The sequence below is a fragment of the Rhodococcus sp. 11-3 genome (genome assembly GCF_023704055.1).
Classification (GTDB): domain Bacteria; phylum Actinomycetota; class Actinomycetes; order Mycobacteriales; family Mycobacteriaceae; genus Rhodococcus; species Rhodococcus aetherivorans.
In genome coordinates this window covers 3,891,185-3,908,463 of sequence record NZ_CP080406.1, presented here as the reverse complement: position 1 = coordinate 3,908,463, position 17,279 = coordinate 3,891,185, and the positions used below count along the sequence as shown (strand labels likewise).

19 protein-coding genes are annotated in these 17,279 nt (G+C 71.5%); 11 read left to right on the top strand and 8 right to left on the bottom strand.

Annotated features, from left to right (window positions below; translation table 11 throughout):
* Positions 1-43 precede the first annotated feature (43 nt).
* Positions 44-118: a 50S ribosomal protein bL37 gene (locus tag KZJ41_RS28610; RefSeq protein WP_022597109.1), complete on the bottom strand. Its 75-nt coding sequence runs from the start codon at positions 116-118 to the stop codon at positions 44-46.
* A gap of 96 nt (positions 119-214) precedes the next feature.
* On the opposite strand from KZJ41_RS28610, the gene KZJ41_RS18275 reads away from it, so the two are divergent.
* Together KZJ41_RS18275 and KZJ41_RS18270 are read left to right on the top strand one after the other, a co-directional pair.
* A complete protein-coding gene (locus KZJ41_RS18275) occupies positions 215-430 on the top strand; it encodes a biotin/lipoyl-binding carrier protein (RefSeq protein ID WP_003939128.1) in 216 nt (71 codons plus the stop codon).
* Positions 431-447: 17 nt separating this feature from the next.
* Positions 448-1,926, top strand: coding sequence for a sensor histidine kinase (locus KZJ41_RS18270; RefSeq protein ID WP_006942716.1), 1,479 nt, complete (start codon positions 448-450; stop codon positions 1,924-1,926).
* Between the two features lie 211 nt (positions 1,927-2,137).
* Here the strand turns inward: KZJ41_RS18270 and KZJ41_RS18265 are convergent, their stop codons facing one another.
* A complete protein-coding gene (locus tag KZJ41_RS18265; RefSeq protein ID WP_006550236.1) occupies positions 2,138-2,392 on the bottom strand; it encodes a WhiB family transcriptional regulator in 255 nt (84 codons plus the stop codon).
* Between the two features lie 226 nt (positions 2,393-2,618).
* Positions 2,619-3,581: a diacylglycerol kinase family protein gene (locus KZJ41_RS18260; protein ID WP_006942718.1), complete on the bottom strand. Its 963-nt coding sequence runs from the start codon at positions 3,579-3,581 to the stop codon at positions 2,619-2,621.
* Between the two features lie 47 nt (positions 3,582-3,628).
* Between KZJ41_RS18260 and KZJ41_RS18255 the strand changes: the two genes are divergently transcribed.
* Positions 3,629-4,057 (top strand): hypothetical protein, encoded by a 429-nt coding sequence (locus tag KZJ41_RS18255; RefSeq protein WP_006942719.1) that lies wholly within the window; start codon positions 3,629-3,631, stop codon positions 4,055-4,057.
* Here the strand turns inward: KZJ41_RS18255 and KZJ41_RS18250 are convergent.
* Positions 4,027-4,584, bottom strand: a complete 558-nt coding sequence (locus KZJ41_RS18250; RefSeq protein ID WP_256997144.1) for a GNAT family N-acetyltransferase — start codon at positions 4,582-4,584, stop codon at positions 4,027-4,029. The genes KZJ41_RS18255 and KZJ41_RS18250 overlap by 31 nt on opposite strands.
* 37 nt (positions 4,585-4,621) lie before the next feature.
* On the opposite strand from KZJ41_RS18250, the gene KZJ41_RS18245 reads away from it, so the two are divergent.
* Positions 4,622-5,410, top strand: coding sequence for a ParA family protein (locus tag KZJ41_RS18245; RefSeq protein ID WP_006942721.1), 789 nt, complete (start codon positions 4,622-4,624; stop codon positions 5,408-5,410).
* Between the two features lie 25 nt (positions 5,411-5,435).
* Here the strand turns inward: KZJ41_RS18245 and KZJ41_RS18240 are convergent, their stop codons facing one another.
* Both KZJ41_RS18240 and KZJ41_RS18235 read right to left on the bottom strand, forming a co-directional pair.
* On the bottom strand, positions 5,436-6,653 hold the full coding sequence (locus KZJ41_RS18240) for a hypothetical protein (RefSeq protein ID WP_006942723.1): 1,218 nt from the start codon (positions 6,651-6,653) through the stop codon (positions 5,436-5,438).
* A gap of 9 nt (positions 6,654-6,662) precedes the next feature.
* The gene (locus KZJ41_RS18235) at positions 6,663-8,267 is read right to left on the bottom strand and encodes a DEAD/DEAH box helicase (RefSeq protein ID WP_006942724.1); all 1,605 of its coding nucleotides are present in this window, start codon (positions 8,265-8,267) and stop codon (positions 6,663-6,665) included.
* Positions 8,268-8,472: 205 nt separating this feature from the next.
* On the opposite strand from KZJ41_RS18235, the gene KZJ41_RS18230 reads away from it, so the two are divergent.
* Together KZJ41_RS18230 and KZJ41_RS18225 are read left to right on the top strand one after the other, a co-directional pair.
* Positions 8,473-9,177, top strand: a complete 705-nt coding sequence (locus KZJ41_RS18230; protein WP_029544591.1) for a ferritin-like fold-containing protein — start codon at positions 8,473-8,475, stop codon at positions 9,175-9,177.
* Between the two features lie 46 nt (positions 9,178-9,223).
* Entirely contained in the window at positions 9,224-9,454 is a 231-nt protein-coding gene (locus tag KZJ41_RS18225) for a DUF3107 domain-containing protein (RefSeq protein WP_006942731.1), read from the top strand.
* A gap of 106 nt (positions 9,455-9,560) precedes the next feature.
* Here the strand turns inward: KZJ41_RS18225 and KZJ41_RS18220 are convergent, their stop codons facing one another.
* Entirely contained in the window at positions 9,561-10,238 is a 678-nt protein-coding gene (locus KZJ41_RS18220) for a TetR/AcrR family transcriptional regulator (RefSeq protein ID WP_006942732.1), read from the bottom strand.
* A gap of 226 nt (positions 10,239-10,464) precedes the next feature.
* On the opposite strand from KZJ41_RS18220, the gene KZJ41_RS18215 reads away from it, so the two are divergent.
* The 3 genes from KZJ41_RS18215 (at position 10,465) to KZJ41_RS18205 (ending at position 13,687) form a co-directional block, all read left to right on the top strand.
* Positions 10,465-11,511: a DUF3152 domain-containing protein gene (locus KZJ41_RS18215; RefSeq protein WP_373566439.1), complete on the top strand. Its 1,047-nt coding sequence runs from the start codon at positions 10,465-10,467 to the stop codon at positions 11,509-11,511.
* A 49-nt stretch (positions 11,512-11,560) separates the two neighbouring features.
* The gene (gene moeZ, locus KZJ41_RS18210) at positions 11,561-12,736 is read left to right on the top strand and encodes an adenylyltransferase/sulfurtransferase MoeZ (RefSeq protein ID WP_006942735.1); all 1,176 of its coding nucleotides are present in this window, start codon (positions 11,561-11,563) and stop codon (positions 12,734-12,736) included.
* A 96-nt stretch (positions 12,737-12,832) separates the two neighbouring features.
* Complete coding sequence (locus tag KZJ41_RS18205; protein WP_006942736.1) at positions 12,833-13,687, top strand: TIGR02569 family protein; 855 nt, start codon at positions 12,833-12,835, stop codon at positions 13,685-13,687.
* Here KZJ41_RS18205 and KZJ41_RS18200 read toward each other — a convergent pair.
* Positions 13,684-14,349: a FadR/GntR family transcriptional regulator gene (locus KZJ41_RS18200; protein WP_006942737.1), complete on the bottom strand. Its 666-nt coding sequence runs from the start codon at positions 14,347-14,349 to the stop codon at positions 13,684-13,686. The genes KZJ41_RS18205 and KZJ41_RS18200 overlap by 4 nt on opposite strands.
* Before the next feature lie 55 nt (positions 14,350-14,404).
* Here KZJ41_RS18200 and KZJ41_RS18195 point away from each other — a divergent pair, with 55 nt between their 5' ends.
* Both KZJ41_RS18195 and KZJ41_RS18190 read left to right on the top strand, forming a co-directional pair.
* Positions 14,405-15,706: an MFS transporter gene (locus KZJ41_RS18195; RefSeq protein WP_251549379.1), complete on the top strand. Its 1,302-nt coding sequence runs from the start codon at positions 14,405-14,407 to the stop codon at positions 15,704-15,706.
* 96 nt (positions 15,707-15,802) lie between these two features.
* Positions 15,803-17,272 carry a NarK/NasA family nitrate transporter gene (locus KZJ41_RS18190; protein WP_029544583.1) on the top strand — a complete coding sequence of 490 codons (1,470 nt, stop codon included), beginning with the start codon at positions 15,803-15,805 and terminating at the stop codon, positions 17,270-17,272.
* Positions 17,273-17,279: the final 7 nt, after the last annotated feature.

Genomic DNA, 17,279 nt, shown 5'->3' with positions numbered 1-17,279 from the left:
CGGAAGCAGCTGCTTCCGGCCCCCTCACGCGTGTGCGCGCGCCTCAGGCGTTGGGACGCTTGCCGTGGTTGGCGGCGTTGCCCTTGCGGCTGCGCTTCTTGCGGCCTCGCTTACCCATGGTCCGATCTCCTTTCTGGTTCATTACAGTGTTTCACGTGTGGTCCGGTGGCCCTGAAAGCAGGGCCACCGTCTTCTTCGTGGAATGAGGTGCCCGATGGCCGAGGACGTGCGCGCCGAGATGGTCTCCACCGTGTTCGAGGTGGTCGTGCAGGAGGGGGACGTCGTCGCCGAAGGCGACACACTGGTCATCCTGGAGTCCATGAAGATGGAGATCCCGGTGCTCGCCGAGACGTCGGGCACCGTGACATCGCTGGACGTGGTCGTCGGCGACGTCGTCCAGCAGGGCGATCTCATCGCGGTCATCTCCTGAGTCCGCACGTGCCACCCGTGTCCACCCTCAGTGCCCTCCTCGCCGAGCACACCGACCTGCCGGGCGGTGCGGTCGATCACCTCCAGCGGGTCGTCGGCGAATGGCAGTTGCTCGCGGACCTGTCCTTCGCGGACGTCCTGTTGTGGGTGAGCGCGGAGCCGGGTGGGGTGGTGTGCGTGGCGCAGTGCCGGCCCACCACCGCCTCGACCGTGCTGCCCGAGGACATGGTGGGTTCGGTGGTCTCCGAACGGGAGCACCCACACGTGCTGCGGGCCCTCGAGACCGGAGTGGTCGTCTCCGCGGACTCACGGCCCAGCCACGTCGCGCCCCTGCGCCGTCAGGCCGTGCCGGTCCGCTGGGACGGGCAGGTCATCGCGGTCCTGAGCCGCGACGCGGCGACCGTGGCGCGGCGCACCAAGAGCGCCCTCGAGACCGCCTACCTCGAATGCGCCGACGCCTTGTTCACGATGATCTGCGAAGGCACCTTCCCGAATCCGGAATCCCGATCCGACACCAAGTCCAGTCCGCGGGCCGGGGACGGCTTCATCCGCCTCGACCGGTCCGGCCGGGTGGTGTACGCGAGCCCGAACGCCCTGTCCGCCTACCACCGGATGGGCCTGAACTCCGACCTGCTCGGCCAGAACCTGATCGAGACGACGCGCGCGCTGGTGACCGATCCGTTCGAGAGCGAGGACGTCGAGACCTATCTGCGCGGAGCGGTGCACGGCAAGCTGGGACGGCCCATGGAGATCGAGGCCCGCGGCGCCACCGTGCTGCTGCGCGCGCTGGTGCTCGCGCCCGGCGGCCGGCTCGAGGGCGCTGCGGTGGTCATCCGCGACGTCACCGAGGTCAAGCGGCGCGACCGGGCGTTGCTGAGCAAGGACGCCACCATCCGGGAGATCCACCACCGGGTGAAGAACAACCTGCAGACGGTCGCGGCCCTGCTGCGGCTGCAAGCACGGCGCACCGGCAACACCGAGGCCCGGCAGGCCCTCGCCGAGGCGGTACGCCGGGTGACGTCGATCGCGCTCGTGCACGAAGCGCTGTCGATGTCGGTGGACGAGGAGGTCGATCTCGACGACGTCGTCGACCGGCTGATCCCCATCGTCGTCGACGTCGCGGCCGTGGGCAGCCAGGTCCGGGTGCGCCGGGAGGGCAGCCTCGGGGTCTTCCCCGCCGAGCGGGCGACACCGCTGGTGATGGTGCTCACCGAACTCGTGCAGAACTCCGTGGAACACGCCTTCGACCCGGGTGCCTCCGGCACCGTGACGCTGCGCGCCGAGCGGTCGGCCCGCTGGCTCGACGTGGTGGTCCACGACGAGGGCAAGGGTCTGCCGGAGGGGTTCGACCTCGGCAGCTCGGACCGCCTGGGCCTGCAGATCGTGCGCACGCTCGTCGCCGCGGAACTCGGCGGGACGTTGCGGCTCGAACGGGCTGCGCCGACCGGCACCGACGCGCGGCTGCGGGTTCCGCTGGGCCGGGTGACACTCGGCTGAGACGGTCTCGCCGTGTCCCTGCCGGGACGGTGTCGCCGTGTCCCTGCCGGGACGGTGTCGCCGTGTCCCTGCCGGGACGGTGTCGCCGTGTCCCTGCCGGGACGGTGTCGCCGTGTCCCTGCCGGGACGGGGGAGCGCGGCCTCCGGACGCGGGAAGGCCCGGCACCGAAACGGTGCCGGGCCTTCCCGGAGCTCTGTGGCGTAGGTCGCGTCAGACCGCGGTGCGTGCCCGGGTACGGGCGTTGCGGCGCTTGAGGGCGCGACGCTCGTCCTCGCTCATGCCGCCCCAGACGCCCGCGTCCTGGCCGGACTCGAGGGCCCACGAGAGGCACTCGGCGGTGACGGGGCAGCGGTTGCACACGAGCTTGGCGTCGGCGATCTGCGCGAGGGCCGGACCGCTGTTGCCGACGGGGAAGAACAGCTCGGGATCCTCGTCGCGGCAGATGGCCTTGTGGCGCCAGTCCATGCTTCTACTCTCCTTCGATAGTGCTCGTCGCACCGGCTGATCGTGGTGGCAAGTTCATGTGCGCGTCGGCAAGTGTTTCCGCGCGGTTACTTGTGAATGCTTTCACGAACCAGCGTGAAGTCAATAGAAAACGTCACGACCGTGGGGAAGCTCACGCCGACGGTGTCCCGGGTATTTGGGTTCGAACTTCCTTTGTACACCTCGGGAAACGAAAATGTAACCCGGATCACGTACGGGCGTCGGCGCGCCCGGGACACGGGGCCACGACGTCGAGCACGGCGGGCACCGACACGAACTCCACTTCGGTGCGAAGGCCCAGGTAGTCGCCGTCGACCTGCAGGCCGATCGGCCGGGACGACACCGCCTGCACCCGCGCGACGTCGTCGACGCGCACCAGGCGACGGGAGTTCGGATCGCCGCGCCGCGCGAGCAGCTGGCGGACCACCCGCAGGCTCGCGAACACCGCCGTCGTCGTCATCGCGAAGACTCCGAGCCCGGTCTCGAACGAGGTGCCCGGGTTGGTATGCACCGGGCGCTTGTCGAGGTAGGTCCACGGGCTGGAATTGGAGACGAACGCGTAGTACACGCCCGGGATCGGTGGCCGGCCGGGCAGCGTCAACGTCAGCGCGGGTTCGGCGCCCTTCGACTTGAAGAACTGCGTGATCGAATGCGCGACGTAACGCGCGGTGGTGACCTTCCGCCCGCCCAGCCGGCTCAGGTCGATGGCCTCGCACACCTGCGCGTCGAGCCCGAGTCCCGCATTGAAGACGAACCACCGGCCGTCGCAGTGGCCGAGGCCGATCCGGCGGGTGGTGCGCTGGGCCAGCAGGTCGAGCAACTGCTCGGTCGCCGTCACCGGATCGGCGTCCACGCCCAGCGACCGGGCGAAGACATTGGCCGAGCCGCCGGGGACCACCGCGAGCAGGGGGAGAGTGGGGTCGGCCACCCGTTCCGACGGGGTGCCGAGCAGGCCGTTGACGATCTCGTTGACGGTGCCGTCGCCGCCGTGCGCGACGACGACGTCCATCCCGTCGGCGTGCGCCGAGCGGGCCAGTTCGGCGGCGTGCCCCCGATGGGTGGTGTGGGCGACGGTGAGGGAGACCCGGTCGGCGAGCGCACGGGCCAGCCGGTCGCGACCGGCCGGAGTGGTGGTCGTCGCGTTGGGGTTCACGATCAGCAGTGCGCGCACGGAGCATCAGCCTAAGTGGTCTCGTACGGGTCCACTACGCTGGCCGGGTGTCCACCGAGTCGCCACGCAGCACCGTTCCGTCGACCGTTCGAGCCGCGGGTGGTCTCGTCGTCCTCGAAGGCGTGATCGCCATCGGCTTCGCTGTGGTCTCGGTGGTCCGGGCCCTCACGGGCGGGCACGACCAGACGGTCGGCAACGGCTACGGCCTCGCACTGTGGCTGGGGATCCTGTTCGGCGGCGTGCTCGCGGCCGGGATCGCGCTGCTGCGGGGCAAGCGGTGGGGGCGGGCCGTGGCGATCGTCGCCCAGCTGTTGCTGCTGCCGGTGGCCTGGTCGCTGCTGACGGACTCCCACCAGGTCGTGCTCGGCATCCTGCTCGCCCTGATCGTGGTGCCGGCGCTGGTGCTGCTGTTCAGCCCGCCGACGACGCGCTGGCTGGCGCAGGACTACGCCCCGGACGCCGACGACGTGGCCTGATCTCCGCCGAGCGCGGCGAGTGCCTGCCCGCTGAGGCGGAAGGTGGTCCACTCGTCCTGCGGGACGGCGCCGAGCGAGCGGTAGAACCCGATCGACGGCGTGTTCCAGTCCAGCACCGACCAGCTCAGGCGGCTGTAGCCGCGGTCGACGCATTCGCGGGCCAGTGCCGCGAGCAGAGCGCGGCCGTGGCCGTGGCCCCGGTGCTCGGGCCGGACGTACAGGTCCTCGAGGTAGATGCCGTGCACCCCGTCCCAGGTGGAGAAGTTGCGGAACCACAGCGCCATGCCCACCACCGTTCCCTGTGCGTCCTCTGCGACGTGGGCGAACGCGGCGGCGTCCCTGCCGAACAACGCCGTGTGCAGCTGCTCGGGCACGACGGTGCACTCGGCGCGGGCCTTCTCGTACTCGGCCAGCTCGTAGACGAGGGCGGTGAGGGCGTCGACGTCGGCGGGACGGGCGCGGCGGATCACGATCGGGGCCTTTCGTGGGGATCGGCGACCCGCCGGACGGCGGAAGTCGCGGTCGATTCTCGCGTTCGGACGACTTTTAGGCGAGGATCGTTCCGTGACAACGGTACTTGCGGTGGCAAATCAGAAGGGTGGCGTCGCGAAGACGACCACCGTCGCGTCTCTGGCGGCCGCCCTGGCCGGGTTGGGGCAGCGGGTGCTCGTCGTCGACCTGGACCCGCAGGGATGCCTGACATTCTCGCTCGGGCACAACCCCGACCGGCTCGAACGCTCGGTGCACGACGTGCTGGTCGGGGCGGCGGAGGCCAAGGAGGTTCTGCTCGACACGGACGAGGGCTTCACGTTGCTGCCCGCGACGATCGACCTCGCCGGGGCCGAGGCGCTGCTGCTGATGCGGCCGGGGCGGGAGTTCACCCTCCGGCGGGCGCTGGCCCCGCTGCTCGACAGTTTCGACGTCGTCGTGATCGACTGCCCGCCGTCGCTGGGCGTGCTCACGCTCAACGGCCTGACCGCCGCGCAGTCCGTGCTCGTGCCCCTGCAGTGCGAGACCCTCGCGCACCGCGGCGTCGGGCAGCTGCTGCGTACCGTCGCCGAGGTCAAGCAGATCACCAACCCCGACCTCGAGCTCCTCGGTGCCCTGCCGACGCTCTACGACGCTCGCACGACGCACAGCCGCGACGTGCTCGCCGACGTCGCCGACCGGTACGACATGCCGGTGCTCGCGCCGCCGATCCCGCGCACCGTGCGCTTCGCGGAGGCGTCGGCGTCGGGGGCGTCGGTGCTCGCCGGCCGGAAGAACAAGGGCGCCGAGGCCTATCGCGAGCTGGCCGAGAACCTGCTCGCCCACTGGCGCGACGGCAAGAAGCTGGTCACCTTCACGTCGTGAGGTGCGCGGTGAGTTCCTCGGGGGCTCATCGCAGCACTACGACCTGCGGCCCGCGCTGCTCGAGCACCGAAGTCCCGGCGACCGCCACGTTCACCACTCCCGCCTCGTCGCGCACGACCGGAATCCGGCCCTGCACCGCCCCGGTGGCAGGCTCGACCACCGCGAGGGCGTCGCGCACCGGCAGCAGCAGGGCCCCGGCCATGGCGGCGCCGGTGCCCGTCGTCCCGGGCAGCGTCCACCGCGGCACCAGGTCGTCGCCGCCGAGGGCGACGGTCTCCGTGCCCGACCACCACGTGAGGAACGAACCCTGCACCGCGGCGGGGAACACCGCGTCCGGCGTCGCCGCGGCCGACAGCGGGTGCCGGGCGGTCAGCGTGCCGGCGGCGTCGTATCCGGCGAGAACGGGCCCGGACGAGGCGGTGGGCGGCAGGTACAGCACCGTGCGCTCACCGCTCACCGCGACGACGCGCGTACCCATGTCGTCCGGCCCCAGTTCCGGCAGCACCGACGAGGCGATCTCCTTCGGCTGGGAGTCTGCCTCCGGGGTCGTCTCGAGCAGCGTCAACCGGTCCGCCTCTTCGCCCGGGCAGCGTTCGACGACCGCCAGCCGGGTGCTGCTGGCCGCGGCCGAGCGCAGCGTGCACCCGTTGCGGGGTTGCGCCCCCGGCACGACGGGCGCGTCCACGCGCCCGTACTCGAGCGTGCGCACGAGATCCGACCGCCACAGTTCGAGGCGGGTGTCGCCCCGCGAGATCACGTGGGTGTCGGCGGCGGTGAGGGTCACTGCGTCGTCGGCGTCGCTGGAACGCTGCGCCCCGCGCATCCCCGAATCGGGGACCAGCTGGGTCACCTGGCTGCATCCCCGCTGGTCGCGGTACACCGCCACGGCGGTGCGCCAGTCCTCCACGACCCCGCACAGCGGCATGTCGCGGCCGTAGCGCCACAGCTCGGCGCCCGAGTCGAGGGCGCGGCCGGTGACCGTGCCGCCGTCGCCGGTGACCACGACACCTCCGACCGCGATCGGACGGGACGTCGCACCGCTGGGGGCCCGCCACGCCTCCGTCAGCGTCGACGGCACCGCCGTCGCGGACGCCGGCGCCTCGGGTGCCGCGTCGGTCGTGACGGACACGGTGCCGCGTGCGTCCGACCGCAGCCAGACGACGCTCGCCGCCGCGACGACCGCGACGGCGAGCAGGAGGGCTGCGATCAGGTCCGCCCGGGTTCTGCGCTCCGGTGCGAGCATCGCGGCCGACTACTGGGCAGCCGAGGCCGTGACCGTGTCGCTCTTCGCCGTCGCGGAGGAACCGCCGCGGCGCCGGCGCCGGCGCCGGCGTGCGGGCGCCGCCGTCCCGTCCCCGGAGTCCTCGGCCTGCTCCGACGCGGCGCTCGTGTTCTCGGGTCCGGTGTTCTCGGCACTTCCGGAGTCGGGCCGGCCACCGCGGGTGCGCCGGCGGACCCGGGTGCGCTTGGGTCGTGCCGCGTCCTCGGCGGCCTCGGCGGCCTCCTCGCGGGCGGGCCGCTCCGCCGGCGCCTTGCGGACCGTGCCGGTCGTGCCTTCGGGGATGCCCAGCTCCTCGAACAGGTGCGGCGAACTCGAGTACGTCTCGACCGGGTCGGACAGGCCGAGGTCGAGGGCCTTGTCGATGAGCTGCCAGCGCGGGATGTCGTCCCAGTCGACCAGGGTGACGGCGATGCCGGTGCGCCCCGCCCGGCCGGTGCGGCCGATGCGGTGGACGTAGGTCTTCTCGTCCTCGGGGCACTGGTAGTTCACGACGTGGGTGACGTCGTCGATGTCGATGCCGCGGGCGGCCACGTCGGTGGCGACGAGCACGTCGATCTTGCCCTTGCGGAACCTGTCGAGGGCCTTCTCCCGGGCGATCTGCCCCAGGTCGCCGTGCACGGCTCCGACGGCGAAGCCGCGCTCGGCGAGCTCGTCGGCGACCTTCTGCGCGGTGCGCTTGGTGCGGGTGAAGATCATCGTGGCGCCCCGGCCCTCGGCCTGCAGCACCCGCGCCACCAGCTCCGCCTTGTCGAGTGCGTGCGCGCGGTAGACGAGCTGGTTGGTGCGCTCGTGCACCGCGGAGGACTCCGGCTCCTCGGCCCGGATGTGCGTCGGGCGCGTGAGGAAGGTGCGGGCGAGCGTGATGATCGGGCCGGGCATCGTCGCCGAGAACAGCATCGTCTGGCGGCGGTCGGGCACCATGCCGAGAATGCGCTCGATGTCCGGGAGGAAGCCGAGGTCGAGCATCTCGTCCGCCTCGTCCATCACCAGGATGCCGATCTTGCCGAGGATCAGGTGACCCTGGTTGGCGAGATCCAGCAGGCGGCCCGGGGTCCCGACAACGACGTCGACGCCCTTCTTCAGCACGTCGACCTGTGTCTCGTACGGGCGCCCGCCGTAGACGGACAGGACCTTCAGCGGTCCGTCGGCGCCGCGGAGGTACTTGGCGGCGTTCTCGAGGTCCTGCGTGACCTGCAGGCACAGCTCGCGCGTCGGCACGATCACCAGGGCGCGGGGCGTTCCGTCGAGGGCGGTGGTGCCGGACGCGGTGGTGGTGAGGCGGTGCAGCAGCGGGACACCGAACCCGAAGGTCTTGCCCATGCCGGTGCGCGCCTGTCCGATCAGGTCGTCGCCGGCGAGGGCGAGGGGGAGCGTCAGCTCCTGGATGGCGAAGGTGCGCTCGATGCCCATCTCGGCGAGAGCGCGGACGATCTCGTCCCGCACGCCCAGCTCGCCGAACGTGGGCGGGGTGTGGGTGGAGTCGAGTTGGGCCGACACCGTGGTTTCGGTGGCGTCGTCTTCGTGGTCGACAGTGATCTTGCTCAGGGGTCTGGCCTTCCTGGTCTCGGCACGCACGCACGAGTGGAGAGGCGACCGGCCTGCGCCTCAGCGAGAGCGACCGGAACGGGCTCTGCGAGGCGCGGCAGCGATCTGCGATCGGGTGCGCGCACATCATCGGTGAAGTCCGCGGGGCCGGTGGTCGGCGCCTCGAGGCGCGGCCTTCCAGGACCATTGTACCGTGAGCCGCGCGGTCACCGGCTGGGTACTACGCTGTGTCGTCATGGGAGCCGAAACGTCGCCGTCCGCCGCAGAGTCTCGTCCACCCGCCGCTCCGGCGCGCGTCCCGGCCGATCATCCCGGCGTCGCCGAGTTGTTCGCGGTGCTCGCCTACGGTGAGATCTCGGCCTTCTACCGCCTCGCCGACGATGCACGGATGTCGCCGAGCCTGCAGGGGCGGGTGGCGTTCGCGAGCATGGCCGCCGCGGAGATGAGCCACTTCGAGACGCTGCACGCCGCGCTCACCGCGCGCGGCGTGGAGATCTACACGGCGATGGAGCCCTACCGGCGCGCCCTCGACGCGTACCACGCGTCCACGAACCCCTCGAACTGGCACGAGTCGCTGGTCAAGGCGTATGTCGGCGACGGCATCGCCGCCGACTTCTACCGCGAGATCGCCGGCACCCTCGCCCCCGAGGTGGCGGAGGTCGTGCGGGAGGTCCTCGCCGAGACCGGGCACTCGGAGTTCGTGGTGCACGAGGTGCGCGAGGCGGTGCGGCGCAGCGCGGCCGACAAGGACCGGCTGATGCTGTGGGGACGGCGGCTGCTCGGCGAGGCCATCACCCAGGCGCAGTACGTGATGGCCCAGCGTGAGGACCTCACCGATCTGGTGATCGCCGCGTCCGGTGATCTCACCGACATTGCCGCGTTGTTCGACCGGATGCAGCTCGAGCACGCCGAGCGGATGGCGGTGCTGGGACTGCACTAGCCTGGGCGGGGACAGCTGTAGAGCCCTGAGAGTTCGGAGGTCGACCGTGGAGGTCAAGATCGGTGTTGCGGACAGTCCCCGCGAGCTCACCGTGATCAGCGAGCAGACGCCCGACGAGGTCGAGTCGCTCGTGGCGCAAGCCCTGGCCGGCGAGAAGGACGGCGTGCTGACACTCGTCGACGAGAAGGGCCGCAAGCTCATCGTGCAGGCGGCGCGGGTCACCTACGTCGAGATCGGCCCCGCCGACATTCGCAAGGTCGGGTTCGCGGCGACCTAGAACGACGGCATCACGACGAAGGGCCGGGGCTGCTGCCCCGGCCCTTCTGTCGTCGCGGGCGCGGCCCCGGCCCTGGGGTCGGCGCCGTCTGGTCGGCGCCTTCCGGTTACCGCCTGCGCAGCTCCGGCTGCAGCGGCACGTGCGAGAGTCCACCCCAGGCGAGAGCGACCGTGGTGTCGACGGCGTCCTCCTTCGGAATCGGCCGGGCGGCCTCGAGCCAGTAGCGGGCGGTGAACTGGCTGGTGCCGACGAGGCCGACCGCCAGGATGCGCGCCCGGTAGGGGTCCAGACCGGAGTCGTGGCTCACCAGGTCGAACACCGCGTCGACGCATGCCTCGGTGGCCTGCTCCACGCGGTGGGCCACCTGCGGCTCGCCCATCAGGTCCGATTCGAACACCAGACGGAAACCCTGCGAGTCGTTGTCGACGAAGTCGAAGAACGCCTGCACCGCGGCGCGGACGCGCTGCCTGTTGTCGGTCGTCGACCGCAGGGCCTGGCGGACTCCGGCGATCAGGCTGTCGACGTAGCTCTGCAGCACAGCGCAGTACAGTTCGAGCTTGCCGGGAAAGTGCTGGTACAGCACCGGCTTGCTGACCCCGGCGCACTCGGCGATCTCGTCCATGCCGGCCGCGTGGTATCCGCGGGTGACGAAGACTTCGCTGGCTGCAGCGAGGAGCTGGACCCGGCGCTCGTCCCGCGGCATCCGGGCGCCGCGTCGAGTGCCGGTGCCGTTGCCCGAGCTGGTGGCGCGGCCGGACGATGTCCGGGCTGCGAGTTCGGTCATGTCGCTCCCAATCCGAAAAATTCGTCGAAGTGATGCCTACCACTACGACGTGCAATCGTCTCTGCACGTTACAGGCCGGGGGGCCTCGAGGTGCCGTGCACCCCTACCCACGAGTATCCCAGCCGAAGGCCCACTGTGCGCGGCGCCACATCGGCGTGGCGGCGGTCGGCGCCCGCGCTCGGCGACCCGGCACGGCCGGCGACGGCCGTATGAGAGTCTGGCAACCGTGACCGACCGAGCAGGAGCCGGCGTGACGGACACACCGCGCCGCCCGGTGCGCAGTCCGCACCGGACACCCGAGGACCGGACGTCCGACCGGCGACGCAGCCGCGCCCCTTCCCACCAGCCTCTGCGAGCTCAGTGGGATCCCGTCTCGGGCGGGGAGAAGGTTCCTCGTCCGCCGCGCCCGGACCGCGGGGTGCGCAGGCAGACCCGGCTCGGCCGGTTCGTCGCGACCTACGGATGGCGGGCCTACGCCATCCCCGTCCTCGCGGTCCTCACGGTGATCGTCCTGGTGGATGCGCTGCGCACCGGTGGCAGCACGCCCGAGGCCACGGCGGCCGGGGACGCGGCGGCCGCATCCGGCGACGTGGTGGGCGTGCCCGCGCCGGTCGCGGACGGCACGTTCCCCGCCGATCTGCCGTCCGGCGCGCTCCCGGACGGCGGGCCGTTCACGGTGGCCGGCGCCGGCACCTGGCGGGTGGTGCCCGGGACCAGCGGTCAGGTCGGCACCGGCCGCGTCTACACCTACACCGTGGAGATCGAGGACGGGGTCGACGCCACCGGCTACGGCGGCGACGCGGCGTTCGCCCGGATGGTCGACGAGACCCTGGCCAACCCGAAGAGTTGGACACAGGACCCGGCGTTCGCGTTCCGTCGCGTCGATCAGGGCGTGCCCGACTTCCGGGTGTCGCTGACGTCCCAGATGACGATCCGGCAGGGCTGCGGGTACGACATCGAGCTGGAGGTGTCGTGCTACAACCCGGGCCTGGGCCGGGTCCTGCTCAACGAGCCGCGGTGGGTGCGTGGCGCCGTCGCATTCCAGGGTGACATCGGCTCCTACCGTCAGTATCAGATCAACCACGAGGTCGGGCACGCCATCGGCTTCGCCGCCCACGAGGGGTGCGGCAGCGACGGGGGCCTCGCGCCGATCATGATGCAGCAGTCCTTCGGCACCGCCAACGACGACATCGCCGGCCTCGATCCCGAGGGCCTCGTCCCCCGCGACGGACTCACCTGCAGGTTCAACCCGTGGCCGTATCCGCGGGCGTGAGGATGGGACAATCGGGTAACCGCCCGATCGAGCCGGCCGAGGAGCTGTCGTGAGCCCATTACCACCTCTGGTGGAACCCGCTGCGGACCTGACGCGCGAGGAGGTGGCCCGCTACAGCCGGCACCTGATCATCCCCGGGGTGGGGGTGGTGGGGCAGCGGCGGCTGAAGAACGCGCGGGTGCTGTGCATCGGCGCCGGCGGCCTGGGTTCGCCGGTGCTGCTCTACCTCGCCGCGGCGGGTGTCGGCACCCTCGGCATCGTCGAGTTCGACGATGTCGAATCGTCCAACCTGCAACGGCAGGTGATCCACGGGATCGCCGACGTGGGCCGCCCCAAGGGGGAGAGCGCCCGCGACACGATCCGCGGGATCAACGACAACGTGGAGGTGCGGCTGCACCCGGTGCGCCTGGACCCCGGCAACGCCGTCGCACTATTCGAGCAGTACGACCTGATCCTCGACGGCACCGACAACTTCGCCACCCGTTACCTCGTCAACGACGCCGCGGTCCTCGCCGGCAAGCCGTACGTATGGGGGTCGATCTTCCGGTTCGAGGGACAGGTGTCGGTGTTCTGGGAGGCCGCACCGGACGGGCGGGGGCTGAACTACCGGGACCTGTACCCGGAGGCGCCGCCGCCCGGGATGGTCCCGTCCTGCGCCGAGGGCGGCGTGCTCGGGGTGCTCTGCGCGTCCGTCGGGTCGATCATGGCCACCGAGGCGATCAAGCTGATCACCGGCATCGGCGAGTCGCTGCTCGGACGCCTGATGATCTATGACGCTCTCGCGATGAGCTACCGGACGGTGACGTTGCGCCGCGACCCGGGCCGGGTGCCGGTGACCGAGCTGGTCGACTACGAGTCCTTCTGCGGTGTGGTGCCGGACGACGGCGCAGCCGCCCTCGCCGAGTCCACCATCACCCCGACCGAGCTGCGCCGGCTGCTCGAGTCGGACCGGGAGATCGAGCTGATCGACGTGCGCGAGCCGGTCGAGTGGGACATCGTCCACATCGAGGGGGCGCGGCTGATCCCGAAGGACCGCATCCTCTCCGGCGAGGCGCTGGCGGAGCTGCCGCAGCACAGGCCGATCGTGCTGCACTGCAAGACGGGGATCCGCTCGGCCGAGGCCCTCGCAGTGCTGAAGGAGGCCGGTTTCGCGGACGCCACGCATCTGCAGGGCGGGGTGCTCGCGTGGGCGCAGCAGGTGGACCCTTCGCTGCCCGTGTACTGAGGGGAATACGGGGAAGATAACGATGCGGGAATGGTGTCCCCGGGTAACGGAGTGCCTTCCCCTCAACGGGGCGGCGCCGACTGTACGGTGTGCCCCGTGAGTCCCCTCGAACCCCCGCAGCACGTGCGCTCGACCTTCGGCCTCCGCGACGTCGAACCGGTCCCGCTCGGGGCGGACTGGGACGGTGGCTGGCGGTGCGGCGACGTGGTGCTCTCGCCGGTCGCCGACCATGCCCGCGCAGCGTGGTCGGCGAAGGTGCGCGAGACCCTCGGGGTCGACGGGGTGCGACTGGCGCGGCCCGTCCGCTCCACCGACGGCCGCTACGTCGTCTCCGGTTGGCGCGCCGACACCTACATCGTGGGCACCTCCGAACCGCGGCACGACGAGGTGGTGGCCCTGTCGCTGCGGCTGCACGCGGCCACCGCCCAGCTGGAGCGGCCGCGCTTCCTCATGCAGCCGCCCGTGGCGCCGTGGGAGGACGTCGACGTGTTCGTCGCCGCCGACCGCGCGGCGTGGGAGGCGGTGCCCCTGCGCACCGCCCGCGCCGCCGGCGCCCCGGAAACCGTCACTCCCGACGGACGCAAGAGCATCGACCTGATCAACCAGCTCGCGACGCTGCGCAAGCCGGTCCACCTGCCCGATCAGCTCGTGCACGGTGACCTGTTCGGCACCGTGCTCTTCGCCGGCAGCGCCGCGCCGGGCCTGACCGACATCACCCCCTACTGGCGGCCCGCGTCGTGGGCGGCCGGTGTCGCCGTCGTCGACGCGCTGTCGTGGGGCGGGGCCGACGACGAGCTCATCGGCCGGTGGGAGGACCTGCCGGAATGGCCGCAGATGCTGTTGCGCGCGGTGATGTTCCGGCTCGCCGTGCACGCCCTGCATCCGCGCTCCACGGAGGAGGCGTTCCCGGGGCTGGCACACACCTCGGATCTGGTGCGGCTGCTCCTCTAGCCTTCGCCGCCGCGCAGCTCCCCGAACATCGCGAGCGCGGCGGCGGTGGCGCGGCCGGGCTCTCCCGCGACGACGGCGAGCACCAGCTCGCGGTGCTCGTCGTGGAACCCCGCCCCCGTCTCGTCGACGCGGCGCCGGATCGTCTCCTCGATGACGGGCAGCAGCGAGTCGTAGAACTCGAGGTACACGGCGTTGTGGCTGGCCTCGACGATTGCGCGGTGCAGGGCGACGTCGGCGGCGAGAGCGGCGGCCGAACGCGGGTCGGCCCACGCGCGCATCCGCGCGTCGAACAGTTCGGTCAGGTGCGCGGCGTCCGCGTCGGTGCGGCGCCGGGCGGCGAGCGCTGCGGCGGTGACGTCCAGCGCCTGCCGCAGTTCGAGCACGTCCTGCTCGTGGGCGTCGGCGAAGTAGGTGCCGAGAGCGCTGCCCACCTCCGAGGTGGCGACGACGTAGGTGCCCGAGCCCTGCCGCCGCTCCAGCAGCCCCGAGTGCACGAGCGCCTGCACGGCTTCGCGCACGGTGTTGCGGCCCGTCCCGGTCAGCTCGGCCAGGGCGGGTTCGGGAGGGATGCGGGTGCCCACCGCCCAGGCGCCGGTGCGGATCTGGTCGCGCAACTGCTCGGTGACCTGGGCGATGAGGCTGGTGCGTCGCACGGTGCGCATGGGAATCCTTCCTGCATCCGGAAAACGCCTTCGACGATAGACGTCGGGTCATCCTATGATTTCACTCGTGGCTGTCACCGGTGCCGGATCCTCGTCCCCGTCCCTCCTGCGGGGACGGCTCCTGGTCTTCGTTGCGATCGTGATGTCCGCGCTCACGCTGCGCCTCGCCGTGACCTCGTTCAGCCCGCTCGCCGAGCAGATCCGCGCCGAGCTCGGTTTCGCGCCCGCCGTGGTGGGCGTGTTCGGCATGGTGCCGACCGCGATGTTCGCGGTGTTCGGGCTGCTCACCCCCGTCATCGCGCGCCGGGCCGGACTCGAGGCCACGGCCCTCGTCGCGATGCTGGCCGCCGGATTCGGCATGGCAGCGCGCGCGCTGACCCACGAGACGTGGTCACTGCTCGCGTTCTCCGCGCTCGCGCTCGCCGGGATGGGGGTCGGCAACGTGGTGATCCCGCCACTGGTCAAGAGGTACTTCTCCGACCGGCTCGCGGTCGTGAGCACCGTGTACATCGTCGGCGTCCAGATCGGGACGGTGCTGCCGGCCCTCGCGGCGGTCCCCGTCGCCGAGGCCGCCGGGTGGCGCTGGTCCATCGGGCTGTGGGCGGCGTGGGCGTTCGCCGCGGCGATCCCGTGGATCGGCGTCCTGTACCGGGCCCGCGGCACGCGTCCGGCCGCCGGCGACGCGCCGCACTCCCAGCCCACGCCCGGCCGGGTGTGGCGCTCGCCCGTCGCGTGGGGCATGGCCGGCATGTTCGGCATGACCTCGCTGATCACCTACTCGATGTTCACCTGGATCCCCGCGGTGCTGCTCGACGCCGGCGGCAGCGAGGCGCTCGGCGGCGCCATGATCGCCCTGTTCTCGTTCGTCGGCCTGACCGCCTCGTTCGTCGCTCCCGCCGCGTGCGCCCGCATGCGGGATCCGTTCCCGCTCGTCGTCGTGTGCGTGGCGTGCTACGCGGTGGGGTTCACCGGTCTGCTGCTCGCGCCGCTGACGGCCACGGCGCTGTGGGTGCTGGCGATCGGCGTCGGGCCGACCACGTTCCCCATGGCGCTCACCCTGATCAATCTGCGCACCCGCACCCACGCAGCGTCCGCCGCACTGTCCGGCTTCACCCAGGGTCTCGGCTACACCGTCGCGTGTCTCGGCCCGGTGCTGGTCGGTGTGCTGCGCGAGGCCACCGGCGGCTGGACGGCGCCGTTCGCGTTCCTCGGGTGTGCGGCGCTCGTGGTGCTCATCGCCGGCCGGGTCGCCTGCCGGCCCCGGTACGTCGAGGACACCTGGGGCGGTTCCGGTGCCGGTCCACAGCCCGCGAGCACCCGCGGCGCCGACCTCACGGAGGCCTCCTGCCGCAGGTGAGCATCTCTTGACGCGGCAGTCACCGAGGGCAGCACCGCGGCAACACCCGTTTCCTACCTTGGGTCCATCGATACCGACCCGAGGAAGGGGCATGGGGTGGCCGCAACGACCGGAGTATCACCGACCGAAGGCCTGCGTGCGAAGTTCGCGCGCAAGCACCGCATCGAACACTGGGACGCCGAGGACACGGCGGCATGGGAAGCCGGCGGCAAGGAGATCGCGAAGCGGAACCTGATCTGGTCCGTCCTGGCCGAGCACGTCGGCTTCTCCGTCTGGTCCATCTGGTCCGTGATGGTGCTGTTCATGCCGGCCGACGTCTACGGCATCGATCCCGCCGGCAAGTTCTTCCTCGTCGCGGTGCCCACCCTCGTGGGCTCGCTGCTGCGCATTCCCTACACCGTCGCCACGGCCCGGTTCGGCGGTCGGAACTGGACGGTGTTCAGCGCGCTGGTGCTGCTGATCCCCACCGTCGCGGCCCTGTACCTGATGCTCAACCCCGGCTTCTCGTACACCACCTTCCTGGTGGTGGCCGCGGTCGCCGGACTCGGCGGCGGCAACTTCGCCTCGTCGATGACCAACATCAACGCTTTCTACCCGCAGCGGCTCAAGGGCTGGGCGCTGGGCCTGAACGCGGGCGGCGGCAACATCGGCGTGCCGGTGGTCCAGCTCGTCGGCCTGCTCGTCATCGCCACCGTCGGCAACACCGAGCCGTGGATCGTGTGTGCCGTCTACCTGGTGCTGTGTGCCTTCGCCGCGCTCGGCGCGGCCCTGTTCATGGACAACCTCGGTGACCAGCGCGCCGACCTGCGGGCGATGGGCGAATCCCTGAGGTACCGCGACTCGTGGATCCTCAGCTTCCTCTACATCGGCACCTTCGGCTCCTTCATCGGCTTCAGCTTCGCGTTCGGGCAGGTGCTGCAGATCAACTTCCTGGCCGGGGGCGCGACCGCCGCCGAGGCCTCCCTGCACGCCGCGCAGATCGCGTTCATCGGCCCGCTGCTCGGCTCGATCGCCCGGCCCCTCGGCGGCAAGCTGGCCGACCGGATCGGGGGCGGCCGGATCACGCTGTACACGTTCGCGGCAATGGCCCTCGCGGCGGGACTGCTCGTCACCGCCGGCACCCTCGACGACGCCACCGCCGGCGCCGCCACCGGCGGCATCATGGTGACCTTCGTCCTCGGGTTCATCGCCCTGTTCCTGCTCTCGGGCATCGGCAACGGCTCCGTCTACAAGATGATCCCGTCCATCTTCGAGGCCAAGGCGCAGAGCCTCGACTCGCTCGACCGGGCCGGGAAGGCCGCATGGGCGCGCAGCATGTCCGGCGCCCTGATCGGATTCGCCGGCGCCATCGGCGGACTCGGCGGCGTCGGGATCAACCTGGTGCTGCGCGCGTCCTACAGCAGCGAAGCCAAGTCGGCGACCATGGCGTTCTGGGTGTTCCTCGCCTTCTACCTGGTCTGCATCGTCGTCACCTGGGCCGTGTTCCTGCGCCGACCCACCGCCCCGCCCGCGGAGACGCCCGCACCGCGCGACGTCACCGCCGACACGGTGGCCACCCGCGTCTGACCGCGGC